The sequence below is a fragment of the Paractinoplanes bogorensis genome (assembly GCF_018829635.1).
Taxonomy (GTDB): Bacteria; Actinomycetota; Actinomycetes; order Mycobacteriales; family Micromonosporaceae; genus Actinoplanes; species Actinoplanes bogorensis.
This window is the reverse complement of record NZ_JAHKKG010000001.1, coordinates 411,441-429,539: the sequence shown is the minus strand read 5'-3', so window position 1 is coordinate 429,539 and position 18,099 is coordinate 411,441. Positions and strand designations below refer to the sequence as shown.

General features: G+C 71.5%; 15 protein-coding genes. 5 read left to right on the top strand and 10 right to left on the bottom strand.

Annotated elements, in window-relative coordinates:
• Positions 1-40 precede the first annotated feature (40 nt).
• A complete protein-coding gene (locus tag KOI35_RS02065) occupies positions 41-811 on the top strand; it encodes an SAM hydrolase/SAM-dependent halogenase family protein (RefSeq protein ID WP_215784257.1) in 771 nt (256 codons plus the stop codon).
• Here KOI35_RS02065 and KOI35_RS02060 read toward each other — a convergent pair.
• Complete coding sequence (locus KOI35_RS02060) at positions 808-1,476, bottom strand: hemerythrin domain-containing protein (protein ID WP_215784256.1); 669 nt, start codon at positions 1,474-1,476, stop codon at positions 808-810. The genes KOI35_RS02065 and KOI35_RS02060 overlap by 4 nt on opposite strands.
• Positions 1,477-1,543: 67 nt before the next feature.
• On the opposite strand from KOI35_RS02060, the gene KOI35_RS02055 reads away from it, so the two are divergent.
• The gene (locus KOI35_RS02055; protein ID WP_215784255.1) at positions 1,544-4,390 is read left to right on the top strand and encodes an ATP-binding protein; all 2,847 of its coding nucleotides are present in this window, start codon (positions 1,544-1,546) and stop codon (positions 4,388-4,390) included.
• A gap of 3 nt (positions 4,391-4,393) precedes the next feature.
• Positions 4,394-5,185 (top strand): DNA-formamidopyrimidine glycosylase family protein, encoded by a 792-nt coding sequence (locus tag KOI35_RS02050; RefSeq protein WP_215784254.1) that lies wholly within the window; start codon positions 4,394-4,396, stop codon positions 5,183-5,185.
• Here the strand turns inward: KOI35_RS02050 and pspM are convergent.
• The 6 genes from pspM to rimO all read right to left on the bottom strand — a co-directional run bounded on the left by pspM (position 5,145) and on the right by rimO (position 10,250).
• Positions 5,145-5,945, bottom strand: a complete 801-nt coding sequence (gene pspM, locus KOI35_RS02045) for a phage shock envelope stress response protein PspM (protein ID WP_215784253.1) — start codon at positions 5,943-5,945, stop codon at positions 5,145-5,147. The genes KOI35_RS02050 and pspM overlap by 41 nt on opposite strands.
• A gap of 22 nt (positions 5,946-5,967) precedes the next feature.
• A complete protein-coding gene (locus KOI35_RS02040; RefSeq protein ID WP_215784252.1) occupies positions 5,968-6,825 on the bottom strand; it encodes a PspA/IM30 family protein in 858 nt (285 codons plus the stop codon).
• A gap of 313 nt (positions 6,826-7,138) precedes the next feature.
• Positions 7,139-7,522, bottom strand: coding sequence for a helix-turn-helix domain-containing protein (locus KOI35_RS02035; RefSeq protein WP_215784251.1), 384 nt, complete (start codon positions 7,520-7,522; stop codon positions 7,139-7,141).
• A 158-nt stretch (positions 7,523-7,680) separates the two neighbouring features.
• Positions 7,681-8,172: a CinA family protein gene (locus tag KOI35_RS02030; protein WP_215784250.1), complete on the bottom strand. Its 492-nt coding sequence runs from the start codon at positions 8,170-8,172 to the stop codon at positions 7,681-7,683.
• 9 nt (positions 8,173-8,181) lie between these two features.
• The gene (gene pgsA / locus KOI35_RS02025) at positions 8,182-8,790 is read right to left on the bottom strand and encodes a CDP-diacylglycerol--glycerol-3-phosphate 3-phosphatidyltransferase (protein ID WP_215784249.1); all 609 of its coding nucleotides are present in this window, start codon (positions 8,788-8,790) and stop codon (positions 8,182-8,184) included.
• Positions 8,787-10,250, bottom strand: a complete 1,464-nt coding sequence (rimO, locus tag KOI35_RS02020) for a 30S ribosomal protein S12 methylthiotransferase RimO (RefSeq protein ID WP_215784248.1) — start codon at positions 10,248-10,250, stop codon at positions 8,787-8,789. The genes pgsA and rimO overlap by 4 nt, the downstream gene beginning before the upstream one ends.
• 81 nt (positions 10,251-10,331) lie before the next feature.
• On the opposite strand from rimO, the gene KOI35_RS02015 reads away from it, so the two are divergent.
• Positions 10,332-11,570, top strand: a complete 1,239-nt coding sequence (locus tag KOI35_RS02015) for a glycosyltransferase 87 family protein (RefSeq protein WP_215784247.1) — start codon at positions 10,332-10,334, stop codon at positions 11,568-11,570.
• A gap of 102 nt (positions 11,571-11,672) precedes the next feature.
• Here the strand turns inward: KOI35_RS02015 and KOI35_RS02010 are convergent, their stop codons facing one another.
• Positions 11,673-14,216: an FtsK/SpoIIIE family DNA translocase gene (locus KOI35_RS02010; protein ID WP_215784246.1), complete on the bottom strand. Its 2,544-nt coding sequence runs from the start codon at positions 14,214-14,216 to the stop codon at positions 11,673-11,675.
• Positions 14,217-14,278: 62 nt separating this feature from the next.
• Between KOI35_RS02010 and KOI35_RS02005 the strand changes: the two genes are divergently transcribed.
• Positions 14,279-14,692, top strand: coding sequence for a YbjN domain-containing protein (locus KOI35_RS02005; RefSeq protein WP_308120739.1), 414 nt, complete (start codon positions 14,279-14,281; stop codon positions 14,690-14,692).
• Positions 14,693-14,775: 83 nt separating this feature from the next.
• On the opposite strand, the gene KOI35_RS02000 is transcribed toward KOI35_RS02005, so the two are convergent.
• The gene (locus tag KOI35_RS02000) at positions 14,776-16,308 is read right to left on the bottom strand and encodes a S1 family peptidase (RefSeq protein ID WP_215784245.1); all 1,533 of its coding nucleotides are present in this window, start codon (positions 16,306-16,308) and stop codon (positions 14,776-14,778) included.
• A 90-nt stretch (positions 16,309-16,398) separates the two neighbouring features.
• On the bottom strand, positions 16,399-18,087 hold the full coding sequence (locus KOI35_RS01995; RefSeq protein WP_215784244.1) for a ribonuclease J: 1,689 nt from the start codon (positions 18,085-18,087) through the stop codon (positions 16,399-16,401).
• Between the last annotated feature and the right edge of the window lie 12 nt (positions 18,088-18,099).

The following is an 18,099-nucleotide window of genomic DNA, read 5'->3' as shown; positions in this document are numbered from 1 at the left end:
GCCACACACGATCCGTAGCAAGGCAGTAACGTTTCTCACCATGGCCGGGTATTCATGGATCAGCTTCACGACCGACTACGGCACGTTCGACGGTTTCGTCGCGGCGTGCCACGGGTCGATCGCCCGCATCGCGCCGCAGGTGCGCGTCATCGACGTCACCCACCACGTTCCGCCGGCCGATGTGGCCCGCGGTGCGGCGGTGCTGGCGCAGACGGCGCCGCACCTCCCGCCGAGCGTGCACGTCGCCGTGGTCGATCCCGGCGTCGGCACGTCCCGGCGCGGCGTGGTGCTCACCACGCCCGGCGGTCTGCTCGTCGGTCCCGACAACGGCCTGCTGATCTGGGCCGCCGAGGCGCTGGGCGGCATCCAGGCGGCGCACGAGATCCGCACCGACGGCACCGTCTCGAGCACGTTCCACGGCCGCGACGTGTTCGCTCCGGCGGCGGCCCGGCTGGCCCTCGGCGACAAGATCGAAGGGCCCGAGATCAACCCCGATTCCCTCGTACGCCTCCCCGACCCGGTCGTCACACTCGGCGACGGCTGGATCGAGGCCGAGGTGCTGACGGTCGACCGGTTCGGCAACGTGCAGCTGGCCGCCGGGGGCGACATGCTGAGCGGTCTGGGCACCGAACTCATGATCAACGCCAGCGTCAGCGCCCGCCGCGGCAGCACGTTCGCCGACGTCGGAAAGGGTGACCTGCTGGTCTTCGAAGACTCGGCCGGCCACGTCGCGATCGCCGTCAACAACGGCCGCGCCGTCGTCGTCCTCTCGGTCCAGCCGGGCGACATCGTCAAGATCCAGGGACGCTAGGCGGCGCTGCGGATCCGGTCGCGCGACGTCGCGTAGGTCCGTTCCCCCAGAAGGCGCCACAACAACCGGGCCGGCCGCGGCAGCTCACCCAGGAAGCGCCGCTGCTCGTCCGGCGTGGCCTCCTCGAGGATCGCGCCCAGGAAGACCAGCGCCATCTTCCCCTTCGGAATGACCTCCTTGCCCCGGTCGCCGACCGCCTTCCACTCGGCCGGGGTGAGGTGTTCCTCGATCAGCGGCAGGATCTCGCGTTCCTCGTCGGCCAGGTGCTCGTCCAGGGCCACGGCGGCCTGGGCGATCACGTCGGCCAGCTCGTCACGGTCGGCCGCCGACGCCCGGGACCGCCAGCGCGGCAGGATCTCGTCGATGCGGGCCAGCGGCTCGTGCAGGCGCTCGTGCTGCGCCTCCATCCGGTGGATCAGCCCGGCGTGCATCGCGGCCCGCTCGAGCAGCAGCGGCCAGACCAGCTCGTCCTCGGCCGAGTGATGGTGGTGCAGCCCGAGCGCGATGTTGGCCAGATGCTGACCGAGCACCTCGGCCCGGTCCGTGTCGCCCGGCGTCACCGCGCGGACCAGGGCGGGCAGGATGCGGAACTCGCGGCGGAAGACGCGGTGAACGACGATCATGTCCCAGGTGTCGGTACGTTCCAGAATGCCGGCTGAAGTCATGCGGCCAAGGTCGCAGGGTCGCCTTGCAGACTGCCTGCAAGCGGCCTGCACTTCTATGCTCTGACCCGTGCTGATCGGCCGGGTGCTGGGACCGACCGAGGTCGAGGTGGACGGAGCCGTCGCCGACCTCGGTGGCCCGCTGCCGCGCCGGCTCGTCACCGCGCTGCTCGCCGCCGAGGGCCGGCCGGTCGCCGAGGACGCGCTGGCCGAGGCCGTCTGGGGCACCGGCCCACCCGCCAACCCCGGCAATTCCCTGCAGGCGTACGTGTCCCGGCTGCGCCGCACGCTGGGCCGGTCGGCGCTGATCCGGGCCGGTGAGGGTTACCGGCTGGTCGTCGACGACACCGACGCGGCCCGGTTCGCGGCCGACGTGCGCCGCGGGCGGGAACTGCTGGGCGACGAGCGGCCGGGCGAGGCTCTCCGGCGGTTCGAGACGGCTCTGGCCCGGTGGCGGGGTGAGGCCTATGCCGACCTTCCCGACACGTACGCCCGCACCGCGCTGGCCGAACTACGGGCGGTGGCCGAGGAGGAACGTCTGGCGGCCCGGCTCGCCACCGGCGACGCCCCCGGTGCGGCCGGCGAGCTGGAGGCGGCCGTGCGGGCCGAGCCCTACCGCGAGCGGCGCTGGGAGCTGCTGATCACGGCCCTCTACCGCGGCGGCCGGCAGGCCGAGGCGCTGGCCGCGCTGCGCCGGGTGCGGAGCCGGCTCGCCGACGACCTCGGCATCGACCCCGGTCCGGCTTTGCAGGAGCTGGAGGGCCGGCTGCTGGCCCAAGACCCGGGACTGTTGCTGCCGTCCCGGCCCGCTCCCGCCGTACGGCCGCTCTCGCACTTCTTCGGCCGGGCCGGTGAGCTCGCCGCGCTGGCCGAGCTGACCGCCCACGCCCGCCTGGTGACGCTGGTCGGTCCGGGCGGCGCGGGCAAGACGCGGCTCGCGATCGAGCACGCCGCTTCGCTCGGCCCGTGGTTCGTCCGGCTGGCCGACGTGCGGGAGGCGGCGCTGGTGCCGGCCGCCGTGGCCGCCGCGATCGGGGTGCGCGGGGCGACGACCACCGCGATCGCCACCGCGCTGGGCGAGCGGCCGGGGCTGCTGCTGCTCGACAACTGCGAGCATGTCGTCGCCGCGGTCGCCGATCTCGCCCTCGAACTGCTTACCCGCTGCCCCGGCCTGCGGGTGCTGGCCACCAGCCGCGAATCGCTGGCCGTCGACGGCGAACGGCTCCTGCCGGTCACGCCGCTGCCCACGGCCGACGCGATCGCGCTGCTGACCGACCGGATTTCCGCCGTACGCCCCGGCTGGCGCCCCGCCCCGGCCGAGTCCGCGACGCTGACCAGGCTGGCCGAGGCGCTCGACGGCATTCCGCTCGCGCTCGAGCTGGCCGCCGCCCGGGCGCGCGTGCTGAGCCTGGCCGAGTTGCTCGACATGCTGCACGACCGGTTCCCGGCGCTGGGCCCGGTGCCGCGCGGCGCGCTCGCTCCGCACGAGACGCTGGAGGCCGCGGTGGCCTGGAGCGTCGACCTGCTCGGCGCGTCCGACCGCGCCATGCTGCTGCGCCTGTGGCCGTACGAAGGTGGCTTTCCGCTCTCGGCCGTCGAAGACGACCTCGATGCCCTGTCGGCCCTGGTGGCGCGCTCGGTCGTGGTCGCCGACACCACCGTGACCCCGACCCGTTACCGCCTGCTCGAGATCGTGCGGGCCTACTGCCGGCAACGCGACCCCGACCCCGCGGGAAGCCGGGAGCAGCATGCGGCCTGGGTCCGCATTCTGGTCGAGCACCACGCCCCGCTGCTGCGCGGTGACCGGTCGGCCCACTCGATCCGGGTGCTCAACCGGGAACTGCCCAACCTGCGGACCGCCATCCGCCACGACCTGGAACAGCACCCGGCGACGGCATTGCGTACGGCCGGTCTGCTGGAGTGGTTCTGGTTCCGCGGCGGACTGGTCGCCGACGGGCTGCCCCTGCTGCACGCCGCGCTCGCCGCTGCCCCCGACGCGCCGCCGACCGATCGCGCGCGGGCGCACCTGAGCGCATGCATGCTGCGCTACATGTCCGGCGACCCGTTGGCGCCCGACGAGCTCTACGCCGGCTTCGAGATCCTCGGCGACCACCCCGACCACGACGGCGAGATCCTGGCCGCGCAGGGCGCCTACTACGAGTCGCTCTACTGGTCGTTCCGCGGCGACTTCCCCCGGGCGGTGGCCCCGGCCCGCCGCTCGATGGCGATGTCCACGGCGATCGGTGAGGAGTGGATCCTGCCCGCGGCCACGATGTCCCTGGGCGCCGCGCTGGCCGGCTCGGGTGAGGTCGACGAGGGACGGCGCGTGCTGGCCCGGGCCGGGGCCGAGGCGACCGCGCTGCGCCAGGGCTGGACGGCCGCGATGTCCGGCCTGCTGCTGGCTCGCGCCTTGCTCACAGCGTCACCGGCGCGGCCACAGGAAGCGCCGCCTTCCGAGGCAGCCACACCGGCCCGGCAACAAGAAGCGCCGCCCTCCGAGGCAGCCACACCGGCCCGGCCACAAGAAACGCCCACCGAGGCGGCCACACCGGCGCGGCCCGGGGAGGCGCTTACCGTCGTACGGGAAGCTCTGGCTCTTTTTGATTCTGAGGACGACGTCGGCAACGTGCTCGCCTGCCTGCACACCGGGGCGTACGCGATGGCCCTCACCGGACGCGTCGACGAAGCGGCCCGGCTCCTCGTGTCGGTGCGCCGAGCCGCCGCCCGCCGCGGACTCGACCTCGACGGCGCCGACCCGATCCGCGCCGCGGGCCTGGCCGAGCTGATCCCGCCGGCCGCGTTCCCCGACACGGCCGACGACGAGGCGGACCTACCCGCCCTGCTGAGCGTGGCGAGGGCGAACGCGGACAACACGAGCATCAGCGCGCATCGTGGCGCCGAAACCGGGAACAATTGAACAATGCCTGAGGGCGACACCGTCTGGAACACCGCACGCGTGCTGGAGAAGGCGCTGCAGGGCGACCTGCTCACCGGCTCCGACTTCCGCGTGCCGCAGCTGGCCACCACCGACCTGAGCGGCTGGACCGTCGCCGAGTCAGCCAGCCGCGGCAAGCACCTGCTCCTGCGCCTGACCCGCGACGACGAGCAGCCGCTCACCCTGCACTCGCATCTGCGGATGGAGGGTGCCTGGCGCGCCTACGCCCCCGGGGAACGCTGGACCGCCCGCCCGGTCCACCTGATCCGCGTCGTGCTGCGCACCGCGCGGTCGGTCGCCGTCGGCTATCACCTGCACGAGCTGGCGCTCTATCCGACCGCCGACGAGGAGCAGCACGTCGGGCATCTCGGCCCCGACCTGCTGGGCGCCGACTGGGACGCCGAGGAGGCCGCGCGCCGGATCGCCGCGCACCCCGGCACCACCATCGCCGAGGCCCTGCTCGACCAGCGCAACCTGGCCGGCGTGGGAAACCTCTACAAGGCCGAGACCCTGTTCCTGCGTGGACTGTGGCCGTGGACGCCGGTGTCGCAGGTAGCCGACCTGCTGGGCACGGTCACGCTGGCGCAGAAGCTGGTCGCCTCGAACCGCGGACGCTGGACGCAGACCACCACGGGCTCACTGCGGCGCGGCGAGACGAGCTATGTGTACGGTCGCCGCGCGAAGCCGTGCCGTCGGTGCGCCGGCCCGATCCAGAAGGACGAGAAGGGCGAACGGATCACATATTGGTGTGCGCGCTGTCAGCCGAGGCCTGCTTGAAAACAGTGGTCGGCGTGCGCTTGAGCTCGGAGAGGCCCTCGGCCAGTCCACGCAGCCGATCGGTCGCGTCGACCAGGCTGCCGAACGCGGGGTGCGGCCCGTCGACGACCGGGTGACCGTCTTCGGCGACGTAGCTGGCGGCGGCCGCGACGAGACGCTCGTACGCCTCCACGCCCTCGGTGAACTGCGCGGCCAGCGACCCGTGCGAATCGACCAGCGCCGCACGCTGCTCGGGCGGGGTCAGCGGCAGGGCCCGCTCGACGCTGGCCACCCGCTGGCCGAGATCGCGCAGCCATTCCTCGGCGACCGCGGCCTCGAGCAGAGCGCCCTCGCCCGGCCCGCTGAGCCGGCCGGCCAGGGCGGTCAGGGTGGCCGACGCGCGGTCGAGCCTGTCCCAGGCCTGGGTGATCGCCGAGCCGCGGAGCGCGTAGCGGTTCTTCTGCCGGCGCATCTCGTTCATCACCGTGCGCCCGGCCGGGAAACGCTCGAGGGCCGCGGTGAGCTTGGCCCCCGGGATCATCGGCGGCGGCTCGGGTGGGGCGGGCGTGGCGGCCAGCTCGCGATGGTCGCTGTGCCGCCACCAGGCCAGGGCGACCGAGGCACCGGCGGCGCCGGCCCAGATCGCGTCGCCCCAGCCGATGCCCGCATAGGGCGTGAGGACGGCGGTGGCCGCGGTCAGTCCGCCTCCCAGCACACTCCAGCGTCGCGCCGAACTGCGCAGCCGCTTGAGCCGCCGGAAGTATCTGGTCCGCTCGTCCACCGTCGCCCTCCCCTGGGACTACTCAGCCGGCGGCGGTCGTGTCGCCGCGCTTCTGATTCATGCTGGCCCGGATCTCGTCGAGCCGGGCCACGCTGGCCGGGTCGGAGGCCGGACCGGCCGACTCGACCGCGGGCTGCGCCGGCGCCGCGCCGAGCTTGTCACCGGCCATGCTGGCCCGGATCTGCTCGAGCCGGGAGTTGCCGGCCATGTCGAGGCTGGACTTCTGCACCTCGAGCATGCGGCCCTCAACCGAGTTGGAAGCCAGCTCGGCCCGGCCCATGGCGTCGGCGTAGCGGCGCTCGATCTTGTCGCGCACCTCGTCCAGCGACGGCGTGTTGCCCGGCGCGGCCAGCGACGACATCGACTCGAGCGACTTGGCCACGGTCTCCTGCATCTTGGCCTGCTCGAGCTGGCTCAGCAGGCGCGAACGCTCGCCGATCCGCTGCTGGAGCACCATCGCGTTGTTCTCGACCGCCTTGCGGGCCTGGCCCGCGGCCGAGAGCGCCTGGTCGTGCAGGGTCTTGAGGTCTTCCATCGACTGCTCGCCCGAGACCAGCTGGGTCGCCAGCGTCTGCGCGGTCGACTCGTACTTCTGCGCCTCGGACTCGTCGCCGCCGGCCCGGGCCCGGTCGGCCAGGACGAGCGCCTGCCGCGCCATGCCCTGCAGCTTCTCGACCTCGGACATCTGGCGGGACAGCTTCATCTCCAGCTGACGCTGGTTGCCGATCACCGCCGCCGCCTGCTGCACGAGGGCCTGGTGCTGCCGCTGTGCGTCCTCGATGGCCTGCTGAATCTGGACCTTCGGATCGGCGTACTCATCGATCTTCGCGCCGAAGAGCGCCATCATGTAACGCCAGCCCTTGACGAACGGGTTCGCCATCTCGCGGTATCCCCTCAATGTCACTCAGTCGGTTCCGCCACCGACGCAGATCGAGGAGCTGTCGCGATGGCGGGTCACCAGGTGTGTTTCGGCCCGGTGTAACTGCCATCGTGTCAGCTCGACGCCACCGACGTCACGTGACCTCCGGGGGATCTCAGGGTCTCCCCCACGGTTCGAGGCTACGCGCTCATCCCGGTCGGGGTCGATCCCGAGGGAGCGTCCCGGAGTAGTGCACAGGATCTTTACAGGTGGTGGAGAGAAATCAGGCCGGACTCGCTCGTGGGGAGCGGGCCCGGCCTGGTCACAACAATTCTCAGGCGGCGTAGACGACGTCGCGTTGTGGTTTTCTGGTCGCGCGCAGGGTCGCCTTGAGCGGCGAATCCTGCCGGACCGAGACGGAGACGTTCCCGTCGGTCGAGACGCTCTTCTTGTCGTCGACCGGCACCAGCACGCCGTCCATGTCCTCGGCCAGGGACAGCGTGTCGCTGACCTCGCTGAGCAACTCGGAGAGCCGTGCGCCGAGCGCGTCACAGATGGCGGCGAGCAGCTCGCTGGACGCTTCCTTCTGACCGCGCTCGATCTCGGACAGGTAACCCAGGCTGACATTCGCGGCGGTGGACACCTCGCGCAGCGTGCGGTGCTGCCCCTGCCGGCGCGCCCTTAGTGCGTCGCCGATGACCCGGCGTAGCAGGACCATGGCACCTCCTCCTGCGGCGGGGCCGCCGGCACACGCCGGAGGCTTCCCGCAACCGTACCCGCTGCCGGCCAAGCCGACATCCCGCCCCGCCGAATTCCGGGGCCGCCCGGCAGCGGCGCGAATGGGTAACCTCGTCGATCGATCAGACATTCCCCAGCTCAGACGCGGGCCGGGGCCTCCTTCAGGCAGTCCGCGAGCAGCAGTAGCACCCTCGTCACACTTTCGGCGCGGATGGCCGCCCGGTCCCCTTCGAGTGTCAGCTCGCGCACCTGGGCCCCGGTCGGACCGGCCGCGGCGACATAGACGCGGCCGACCGGCTTGCCGCCCTGCGCGTCGGGCCCGGCCACCCCGGTCGTCGCCACGCCCCAGTCGGCACCGCATCTCTGCCGGGCACCCTCGGCCAGCGCCTTGGCCACGTCGGGGTCGACCGGACCCCGCTCGGCCAGCAGCTGCTGCGGCACTCCGGTCAGGGAGTGCTTCAGGTCGGTGGCATAGACGACGAAGCCACCCCGATAGACAGCGCTCACGCCCTCGATGTCCACCACGGTCGCGGCCACCAGCCCGCCGGTCAGCGACTCGGCGGTGGCGAAGGTCTCTTGGCGTTCCTTGAGCCGGCGTACGGCCACCTGGGCCGCGATCTCCACTCCCACGCCGAAAGTCTAGGCGTCCGGGGTGGCCGTTCGCCGGGCATCGCGCCGCAGGCGCAAAGCCGCGATCACATAGTCCACACCGGTCACCACCGTCACCACCGTGGCCGCACCCATGAGCCACGGGCCGACGATGTCGAACGGCTCGGGCACCGGCCACAGGTACCAGGCGATGGCGGCGATCTGCAGCACGGTCTTGAGCTTGCCGCCGCGACTGGCCGGGATGATGCCGTAGCGGATCACCCAGAACCGCAGCGCGGTGATGCCCCACTCGCGGAACAGGATCAGCCCCGTCACCCACCAGGGCAGGCGGTCGTAGACCGAGAGCAGCACCAGTGCCGTGCCGGTGAGCGCCTTGTCGGCGATCGGGTCGGCCACCTTGCCGAACGACGTGACCATCGACCAGCGCCGGGCGATCCAGCCGTCGACGAAGTCGGTCGCCGACGCCACGCAGAACACCAGGCAGGTCAGGATGCGCGGGCCGGTGCCGGTGAGCTGCGACGAGACCACCAGGGCGAGGAACACCGGGACCAGGACGATCCGTACGACGGTCAGGATGTTCGCCGCGTTGTAGGGCGAGACCGTCCGCGGAGCGGCCACCGGGGCCGGCTCTTCGGTCACCGCGCGGACACCGGCGCCGCGGAGATCATCTCGACCGGCACGGCGATCAGGTCGACGCCCTCGGTCGCGGTGACCCGGGCGCGGACGAAGTCGCCGGGACGCAGGGCGGCCAGGTCGACACCCTCGTCACCCGCGACGAGCGTGGTGGAGCCGTCGACCTCGGGCGCCTGGTGTTCGGCGCGCCCTTCCACCTCGGCCTCCGGCGAGACCGAGTCGACGAGCACCTCGACGATCGAGCCGAGCCGTTCCTCGGCCCGCTGGTTGCAGAGCTCGTCGGCCAGCGTGACGATCCGGTCGTACCGGCGCTTGATGGTGTCTTCCTTGACCTTCTTGTCGAGCCCGGCCGCCTCGGTGCCGTCTTCGTCGCTGTAGTCGAAGACGCCGATCGCGTCGAGCCGGGCCTCGGACAGGAAGCGCACCAGCTCGTCGACGTCGGCCTTGGTCTCGCCCGGGAAGCCGACGATGAAGTTGCTGCGCGCGCCGGCCGCGGGGGCGAGCGCGCGGGCCGAGTCGAGCAGGTCGAGGAAGCGGTCGGTCGAGCCGAAACGCCGCATCCGGCGCAGCAGGGGCTCGCTCGAGTGCTGGAAGGAGAGGTCGAAGTAGGGCGCCACGCCCGGCGTGCCGGCGATCGCCTCGACCAGGCCGGGGCGGGTCTCGGCGGGCTGCAGATAGCTGGCGCGCACGCGGACGATGCCGTCGACCGCGGCCAGCTGCGGCAGCAGCTTCTCGAGCAGGCGCGGGTCACCCAGATCTTTCCCGTACGAAGTGCTGTTCTCGCTCACCAGCACCAGCTCGCGCACGCCCGACCGGGCCAGCCACTCGGCCTCGGCCAGCAGCTCCTGCGGATCACGCGAGACGAAGGCACCGCGGAAGGACGGGATCGCGCAGAACGCGCACTTGCGGTCGCACCCGCTGGCCAGCTTGAGGCTCGCGACCGGCGCGTTGTCGAGCCGGCGCCGCAGCACCGGGCGCAGGTGGGCCGGGGTGTGCTCGTCGACCGTGGCGTGCCCGGGGATCACGACCTTGGCCGACTGGCGCTGCACCGGCGTGATCGGCAGCAGCTCGCGGCGGTCGCGCGGGGTGTGTGCGTCGAACGTCTCGCCCGCCAGCACCCCGTCGAGCCGGGCCGCGATGTCGGTGTAGTCGTCGAAGCTGACCACGGCGGCGGCCTCGGGCAGACTGTCGGCCAGCTCTTTGCCGTAGCGCTCGGCCATGCACCCGGCCGCGACCACCTTGGCGCCGGTGTCGGCCGCGGCGAGCAGCGTCTCGATCGAGTCCTGCTTCGCCTTTTCCACGAAACCGCAGGTGTTGACGACCACCACGTCGGCGCCCTCGGCGTCCGTGCTGACCTGCCAGCCGCCCTGGTCGAGGCGGGCCGCGAGCTCCTCGGAGTCGACCTCGTTACGGGCGCAGCCGAGGGTGAGAAGGGCGACACGGCGGGGAGAAGGAGTTACCGACACCCGACAAGGTTAGCCGCCTTCCACCCCCGGTTCACCCGCGCACTGATCCGATCGGGTGTCCGGCCCGTACCCCAGGTCACCATGCAGACTTCACCCAAGCCCGCCCGGCACGCGGAGTGGCTGCTCATCGCGGCCCTCGTCGTCATCGCGATCCTGGTCCGCTGGGCCGGTTTCCACGAGAAGACGACCGACATGCGGATCTTCTTCAAGTGGTACCACCAGCTCGGCTCGGTGGGTGACTGGCGGGCGCTCGGCGCCGACGTCGGCAACTACAACGCGCCGTTCGTCTATCTGCTGGCGTTCCTGCACCTGGTGCCCGGCCCGCTGCTCTTCAAGATCAAGGCGCTGTTCGTCCTGTTCGACGTGGCGCTGGCCTTCTTCACCTACCGCATCGTCGCCCTGCGTCATCCGTACAGCCGCATCCCGGCGGCCGCGGCGCTGGTCGTGGTGATGTTGCCGACGGTGGTGCTCAACGCGTCGTGGTGGGGCCAGATGGACGCGATGTGGGCCGCGCCCGCCCTGGGCGCCGTCTACTACCTGCTGCGCGGCCGGCCCTGGGTCGGGGTGGCCCTGTGCGGCGTCGCGCTCGCGATCAAGCCGCAGGGCGTGTTCATCTTCCCGCTCCTGCTGCTGCTCGCCCTGGCCGGCCGCATTCCCTGGCGTACGCTCCTGGCCGCCCCCGCCGCCTACCTGGCCCTCGACCTCCCGGCGATCCTGGTCGGCCGCAACCCGGTCGAGCTGCTGACGATCTATTCGATGAATCGTCAGGCGGTCAACGTGCCCGAGCTGAGCCTGCGCGCCCCGAACGTGTTCGCCCTGGTCACCGGCAGCACCCGGGAGGACAGCCTGCGGATGCTGGGCTACCTCTTCTGCGCGGCCGTGGTCATCGGCGTCATCTACGTGCTGATCGCGAAGGCGGTCGAGCTGACCACCGAGCGCATCGTCGTGGTGGCCGCCCTGTTCGCCATCCTGGTGCCGTTCCTGCTGCCCGGCATGCACGAGCGCTACTTCTTCCTGGCCGACGTGACGATGCTCGTGCTGGCCGTCTTCGTCCCGCGCCTCTGGTACGTCCCGCTGCTCGTCCAGGCGTCGTCGCTGCTGTCCTACCAGCCCTACCTGTTCGGCCGCGTCGTCCCGGTGCTGCCCACGATCGCCGCCCTGCTGATGCTGGCCGCCCTGATCGTGGTGCTGGTCCACCTGATGCGGGACGCCTTCCGCCGGCCGGGGGAAGAGGAACGGGAAGTAAAGATCGAGAAAGAGATCGCAGCGATTCTCGACATGGTCGAACCGCGACCAGAGTCGGATTTCGCCCGTCGATGACTTGGGCGCCGAAAACGGCTAGCGAAGCGAGGCCGTTTTCGGCGCCCAAGTCATCGGCCTGTAGGGGCGAAATCCCGGAGCCGCGGAGCGGCGACCAGAGGCTCAGTCCAATCGAAGCGAGGCCAGAGCCTCTTCCAGCTCGTCCGGCTTGATCAGCACGTCGCGGGCCTTGGAGCCCTCGGACGGGCCGACGATGCCGCGGGTCTCCATCAGGTCCATCAGGCGGCCCGCCTTGGCGAAGCCGACCCGCAGCTTGCGCTGGAGCATCGACGTCGAGCCGAACTGACTCGTGACCACCAGCTCGATGGCCTGGATCAGCACCTCGAGGTCGTCGCCGATCTCCTCGTCGATCTGCTTCTTCTTGCTGGCCGGGGCCTCGGTGACGTCCTCGCGGAACTCCGGCTCGCGCTGGTCCTTGCAGAACTTGACGACCGACGCGATCTCCTTCTCCTCGACCCAGGCGCCCTGGATGCGTACGGGCTTGGAGGCACCCATCGGGAGGAAGAGACCGTCACCCCGGCCGAGCAGCTTCTCGGCTCCCGGCTGGTCGAGGATGACCCGGCTGTCGGCCAGCGAGGAGGTCGCGAAGGCCAGGCGGGACGGCACGTTCGCCTTGATCAGGCCGGTCACCACGTCGACCGACGGGCGCTGGGTGGCCAGCACCAGGTGGATGCCCGCGGCCCGGGCCAGCTGGGTGATCCGGACGACCGAGTCCTCGACGTCGCGCGGGGCGACCATCATCAGGTCGGCCAGCTCGTCGATGATCACCAGCAGATAGGGGTACGGCTTCATCACGCGCTCGCTGCCGGGCGGCGCCACGATCTCACCGCTGCGCACCTTGCGGTTGAAGTCGTCGATGTGCCGGACGCCGTTGGCCGCGAGGTCGTCGTAGCGCATGTCCATCTCGCGCACGACCCACTCGAGGGCGTCGGCCGCCTTCTTCGGGTTGGTGATGATGGGCGTGACCAGGTGCGGGATTCCCTCGTAGGCGGTCATCTCCACGCGCTTGGGGTCGACCAGGAGCAGGCGCACCTCGTCCGGGGTGGCCCGGGTCAGCAGCGACACCAGCAGCGAGTTGAGGCACGAGCTCTTGCCGGCACCGGTCGCGCCCGCGATCAGGATGTGCGGCATCTTGGCCAGGTTGGCCACCACGAAGCCGCCCTCGATGTCCTTGCCCAGCGCGACCAGCATCGGGTGGTGATCGGCGGTCGACGCGCGGGAGCGCAACACGTCGCCCAACGACACGTTTTCCGGGTCGGTGTTGGGGATCTCGACGCCGACCGCGCTCTTACCCGGGATCGGGCTCAGGATACGCACATCGGGCGACTTCACCGCGTACGCGATGTTGCGCGACAGCTGCGTGATCCGCTCGACCTTGGTGCCCGGGCCGATCTCGACCTCGTAGCGGGTGACCGTCGGCCCGCGGGTGAAGCCGGTGACCATGGCGTCGACGTTGAACTGCTCGAACACGCCGGTCAGGGCGGCCATGATCTCGTCGTTGGCCCGGCTGCGCGACTTCGGCGGGGCGCCCTTGCCGAGCAGGGTGGGCGGCGGCAGCCGGTAGTCGCCCGGCACCGCGCTGATCTCGAGCTGCTCGGCCCGGGTGGGCAGCGGCTCCGAGTGCTCCGGGGGCGGCGCCGGCTTCTTGCGCGCGGCCGGCTGCTTGGGCACCACGACCGTGTCGTGCACGAGGAAGTCGTCGTCCTCGGCCACCGGGTCGGGCTCCGCCAAGCCGATGTCGGCCAGCGAGCCCTGACGGCGCCGGGACGGGCGGCGCTTGGTGGCCGGCTCCTCCTGGTCGTCGCCACCGTCGTCGGGGTCGTAGTCGTCGGGCAGTTCCGGCGTCGGCAGCGGGGCCCGGTCGGTCGAGCGGCCCATCAGCACGTCGATCAGCAGCATCACCCGCTCGGGGATCTTGTTGATCGGGGTGGCGGTGATCACCAGCAGGCCGAACACGAACAGCAGCACCAGCAGCGGTACGGCGACCCAGGCCGTCACCGCCCGTTCGAGCAGCGCGCCGAAGCCGTAGCCGAGCAGACCACCCGCGTTGGTGATGCCGACGTCGTCGGTGGGCCGCTCGCTGATGTGCAGCAGGGCGGCGGTGGCGACGACCAGGGCCGTCCAGCCGACCACGGAACGACCCCGGTGCTCGGGGTCGGCCGGCTTGCGCATGAGCCGGACCGCGCCGTAGAGGAGCAGCAGCGGGAGCAGGACCGCGAGGCCGCCGAAGAACAGGTGGGTGGAGTCGGCCAGCCACTGGCCGACCGGGCCCGCGCTGTCGGCCCAGACCGCGACCCCGACCAGGATGGCCAGGCCCAGCATGAGCAGGCCGGCGCCGTCGCGGCGGTGCTCGGGGTCGATCTCCTTGGCCGTGGCCGCCTGCCGGCCGACGCCGCGGGCGGCCCAGCCGACGCTGTGGGCCAGGCCCATCCAGAGGGCGCCCAGGCCACGACCGACGCCGGTGGCGACGGCCGAGCCCATGCTGGGCCGGGCGCGGGACGCCGACGGGCGCCGGGCGGCCGGACGCGACTTGGTCGCCTTACGAGCCGGCTGTCGTGCGGCCGGTTGGCGGGCACGACTGGTCGCGGAGCCGCGCGAGTTGGACGCGGCGCGGCCCCGGCTCGCCGGAGGAGTACGGCCCGCCATGGTCACACCGTATCGCCGCGACGCTCATGAATAAGGGAGGCGCACCGACGTAGGGTCGACCTGTGCAGGCATTCACCAAGCAGATGATCACGGACGCGCTCGACGCGCGCGACTTCAAGTACTTCGAGGATGCCGAGGGCGACATCGGGGGGAACTTTCAGGGCAACCTGATCTATTTCTTCCGGATCGGGCAGCAGCAGGAGGTGCTGCAGGTCCGGGCGATGGTGCAGCACCTGTTCGCGATCGACGAGGTTCCCCGGCTCTACGAGTTCTGCAACTCGTGGAACCACGACCAGCTCTTCCCCAAGGCATATGTGCACGTCAACGACGACGGCACGGTGCTCGTGGTCGGCGAGGTGATCGCCGACTGGGAGAAGGGCGTCACCCCCGAGCAGCTCGACCAGGTGCTGCTGGCCGCGATCGCCACCAGTGTGCAGCTGGCCAACGAGATCGCCGAGCTGCGCCAGGCCTCCTGACGTGCAGATGCCCGGGAGACCGTACGGCCTCCCGGGCATCCGATGCGCTTTCGCCACCTAGGCAGGTTTGGTGGCCCGGCGCGTCACGGGGTGCTGAACCCCAGGGTGTACGTGCCGGTGCCGGAGGAAGCAACGACGACGTACCGGTAGGTGCCGGCGCGGCCCGCAAAGGTCAGCTCCTTGTCACCGTTGCCGGTGGCGGTGGCGACCGTGCGGAAACCGCTGCGGGTGAGCCGCTGCAGGACGAGGTCGAAGTCGGCTCCGTCGGAGGCGCTCAGGCATGCGGTCTGGGTGCCGGCGTTGGACCGGAACGCGCCACCCTCGGGCTGGGCCTGCGCGGTGCGGGCCCGGGCCAGGTTGCCCTGGCGCTGCACAGCCTGGTCACCGCACGCGGTGGCCGACTCGGCGGGCGGAGCCGCCTCGCCCGCGCCACCGGCGTTCTGGCCGCCGCCGGAGGTCACCAGCGTCAGGTTCTCGGCCGCGAGGATCTCGTTGATCGGCTGGAAGAACGTCTCGCCGCCGACCGTGCAGTCGCCGGAACCGCCCGAGGTCATGCCCTGGGCCTGGTCGCCGCTGAGCCACGGGCCACCGGAGTCGCCGCCCTCGGCGCAGACGTTGGTGCGTGTCAGGCCGGTGACCGCACCCTCGGGGTAGACCACGGTCTGGTTCTTGGCCAGGATCGTGCCGCAGAACGTGCCGGTCGTGGAGCCGGAGCGGCAGACCGCCGCGCCCACCGGCGCCTCGGTGTTGCCGGCCACCGGCAGCTCGTTGCCCTCGAAGTCGTTGACCACCGGACGCGGGGTCCAGTCGCCGTTGACCTCGACGAAGCCCATGTCGGCGTCGCCCGGGAAGGTCGACGCGCGGACGGTGCCCTGGGCCTGCTGGTTGAAGCCGGTCGTGGTGGTGCCGACACCGCCGCAGTGGCCGGCCGTCACGAAGCCGCCCTCGACCGAGAAGCCGATCGAGCAGCGGGCCGTGCCGCCGTCGACCGCGATGAAGTAGGGGTCGGCGCCGCGCACGTCGAACAGCGGCTTGGGGCTGGCTTCGCTGGTGACGACCGAGAACCAGTCGCTCTTGACGCCGGCCGACCGGGCCAGCGACTTCGCCGCCGCCACCTCGCCCGGCTTGGCCACGATGACCAGCTTGTTGGACGCGACGTCGACGTACCACCCGGTGATGCCGGCGCCGTCCTCGGCGGCCGCGTCGAGCTTGGCCTTGGCCGCGTCGAGCGCCTGCTCACTGCGCTTGACCAGCACCGGCTCGGCCCCGGCGGCGCGCACCGCCGCCTCGGCGTCCGGGTCGGTCACCGCGATCTTGAGCGTGGTGCCGTCCTTGGCCAGCCAGGCGCCACCGAAGCCGGTGCCCGTCTGCGCGGACAACTTGGCGCTCACGCCGCTGGCCCACTTCGACCGCTGCAAGCGTGCCGTCGCCTGATCGCCGTCCAGGCCGAGGTCGCGTTGCATGGCCGCAAGAATCTGCGGCGCTGCGCCACCCGCCGTGGGCTTCGCGGCCTTGGTCGACGGCGTGGTCCCGGCCATCGAAGGCAGGGTGAAAGCCACCGCTGCTCCGGCCGCGACCACGACCGCCGCCGCCACGGCGATCCGTCTGCGCTGCATCTGAGGTACTCCCGTCGCCACCGGCGCCGTGGGGGCGGCACCGTCGTGACCAGAAGTACGTGGCGAGACAGCGAAAGGTTTAAATCAGACTCAGACTTCTACGACGGTGGGCACGATCATGGGCCGACGGCGGTACGCGTCGTTGACCCAGCGGCCGACCGTACGGCGTACGACCTGCTGCAACTGGTGCGTGTCGGTGACACCGTCCTCGGCCGAGCGGTGCAGAGCGGCGGTCAGCAACGGGATCACCGGGTTGAAGGCGTCCGGGTCTTCGCTGAAGCCCTTGGCCGAGATGTTCGGCTCGCCGACCACCTTGCCGGTCACCGAGTCGATCACCACCGTGGCCGAGATGAAGCCGCCGTCGCCCAGGATGCGCCGCTCGGTCAGCAGCGACTCGCTGACGTCACCGACCGCGAGGCCGTCGACGTAGACGTAGCGGTTCTGCACCCGGCCGACGTGCCGGGCGTGGCCCTCGACCAGGTCGACGACGTCGCCGTCCTCGCAGAGCACGACCCGGTCGGGCGCGACCCCGGTCTCGACGCCGAGCTGGGCGTGGGCGCGCAGGTGCCGCCACTCGCCGTGCACCGGCATGAGGTTGCTCGGGCGCACCACGTTGAGCAGGTAGCGCAGCTCGCCGGCCGGGGCGTGACCAGAGACGTGCACCTTGGCCGTCTCTTTGTGCACGACCGTGGCGCCGGCCCGGGACAGGCGGTTGATCACCCGGTAGACCGAGGTCTCGTTGCCCGGCACGAGCGAGCTGGCCAGCACCACTGTGTCGCCGGACTCGATGGTGATGTGCCGGTGGTCGCCGTTGGCCATCCGGCCGAGCGCGCTCATCGGCTCGCCCTGCGACCCGGTGGACATGAAGACGATCTCGTCGCCCGGCATCCGGGTCGCCTCGTCCACGCTGACCAGCAGGCCGTCGGGGATGTTGAGCAGGCCCAGGTCGCGGGCGATGCCCATGTTGCGGACCATCGACCGGCCCATCAGGGCCACCTTGCGCTCGTACTCCCAGGCCGCGTCCATGACCTGCTGCACGCGGTGCACGTGGGAGGCGAAGCTGGCCACGATGATGCGGCCCTTGGCCTTGCCGAAGATCGAGCTCAGCACCGGGCCGATGTCCCGCTCGGGGGCCACGAAGCCGGGCACCTCGGCGTTGGTCGAGTCGGAGAGCAGCAGGTCGACGCCCTCGGCGCCGAGCCGCGCGAACCCGGCCAGGTCGGTGATGCGGCCGTCCAGCGGCACCTGGTCCATCTTGAAGTCGCCGGTGTGCAGCACCAGACCGGCCGGGGTACGCACGCCGACGGCCAGCGCGTCCGGGATCGAGTGGTTGACCGCGAAGAACTCGCACTCGAACGGTCCGAGCCGCTCGATGCCGCCCTCACGGACGGTCAGCGTGTAGGGGTCGAGGCGGCGCTCGGCCAGCTTGGCCTCGACCAGGGCCAGCGTGAACTCGGAGCCGACCAGCGGGATGTCGGCCTTGTGGGCCAGCAGGTAGGGCACCGCGCCGATGTGGTCCTCGTGGCCGTGCGTGAGCACGATGGCCTGCACGTCGTCGAGCCGGTCGAGGATCGGCGAGAAGTCGGGCAGGATCAGGTCGACGCCCGGCTGCTCCACGTCGGGGAAGAGCACGCCGCAGTCGATGACCAGCAGCTTCCCGTCGAACTCGAGGACGGTCATGTTGCGGCCGATGGCGCCGAGCCCACCCATGGGGATGACGCGCAGGGCGCCCTCGGGCAGCGGCGGCGGCGGTTCCAGCTCAGCGTGCGCTTGACTCATTCGCTTCTATCT

Coding starts and splice junctions, on each gene's coding strand:
- KOI35_RS02040 (WP_215784252.1), bottom strand. CDS start 6,825: ATGGCGAACCCGTTCGTCAAGGGCTGGCGTTACATGATGGCGCTCTTC.
- KOI35_RS02015 (WP_215784247.1), top strand. CDS start 10,332: ATGCAGACTTCACCCAAGCCCGCCCGGCACGCGGAGTGGCTGCTCATC.
- KOI35_RS02050 (WP_215784254.1), top strand. CDS start 4,394: ATGCCTGAGGGCGACACCGTCTGGAACACCGCACGCGTGCTGGAGAAG.
- KOI35_RS02035 (WP_215784251.1), bottom strand. CDS start 7,522: ATGGTCCTGCTACGCCGGGTCATCGGCGACGCACTAAGGGCGCGCCGG.
- KOI35_RS02065 (WP_215784257.1), top strand. CDS start 41: ATGGCCGGGTATTCATGGATCAGCTTCACGACCGACTACGGCACGTTC.
- KOI35_RS02060 (WP_215784256.1), bottom strand. CDS start 1,476: ATGACTTCAGCCGGCATTCTGGAACGTACCGACACCTGGGACATGATC.
- KOI35_RS01995 (WP_215784244.1), bottom strand. CDS start 18,087: ATGAGTCAAGCGCACGCTGAGCTGGAACCGCCGCCGCCGCTGCCCGAG.
- KOI35_RS02000 (WP_215784245.1), bottom strand. CDS start 16,308: ATGCAGCGCAGACGGATCGCCGTGGCGGCGGCGGTCGTGGTCGCGGCC.
- KOI35_RS02010 (WP_215784246.1), bottom strand. CDS start 14,216: ATGGCGGGCCGTACTCCTCCGGCGAGCCGGGGCCGCGCCGCGTCCAAC.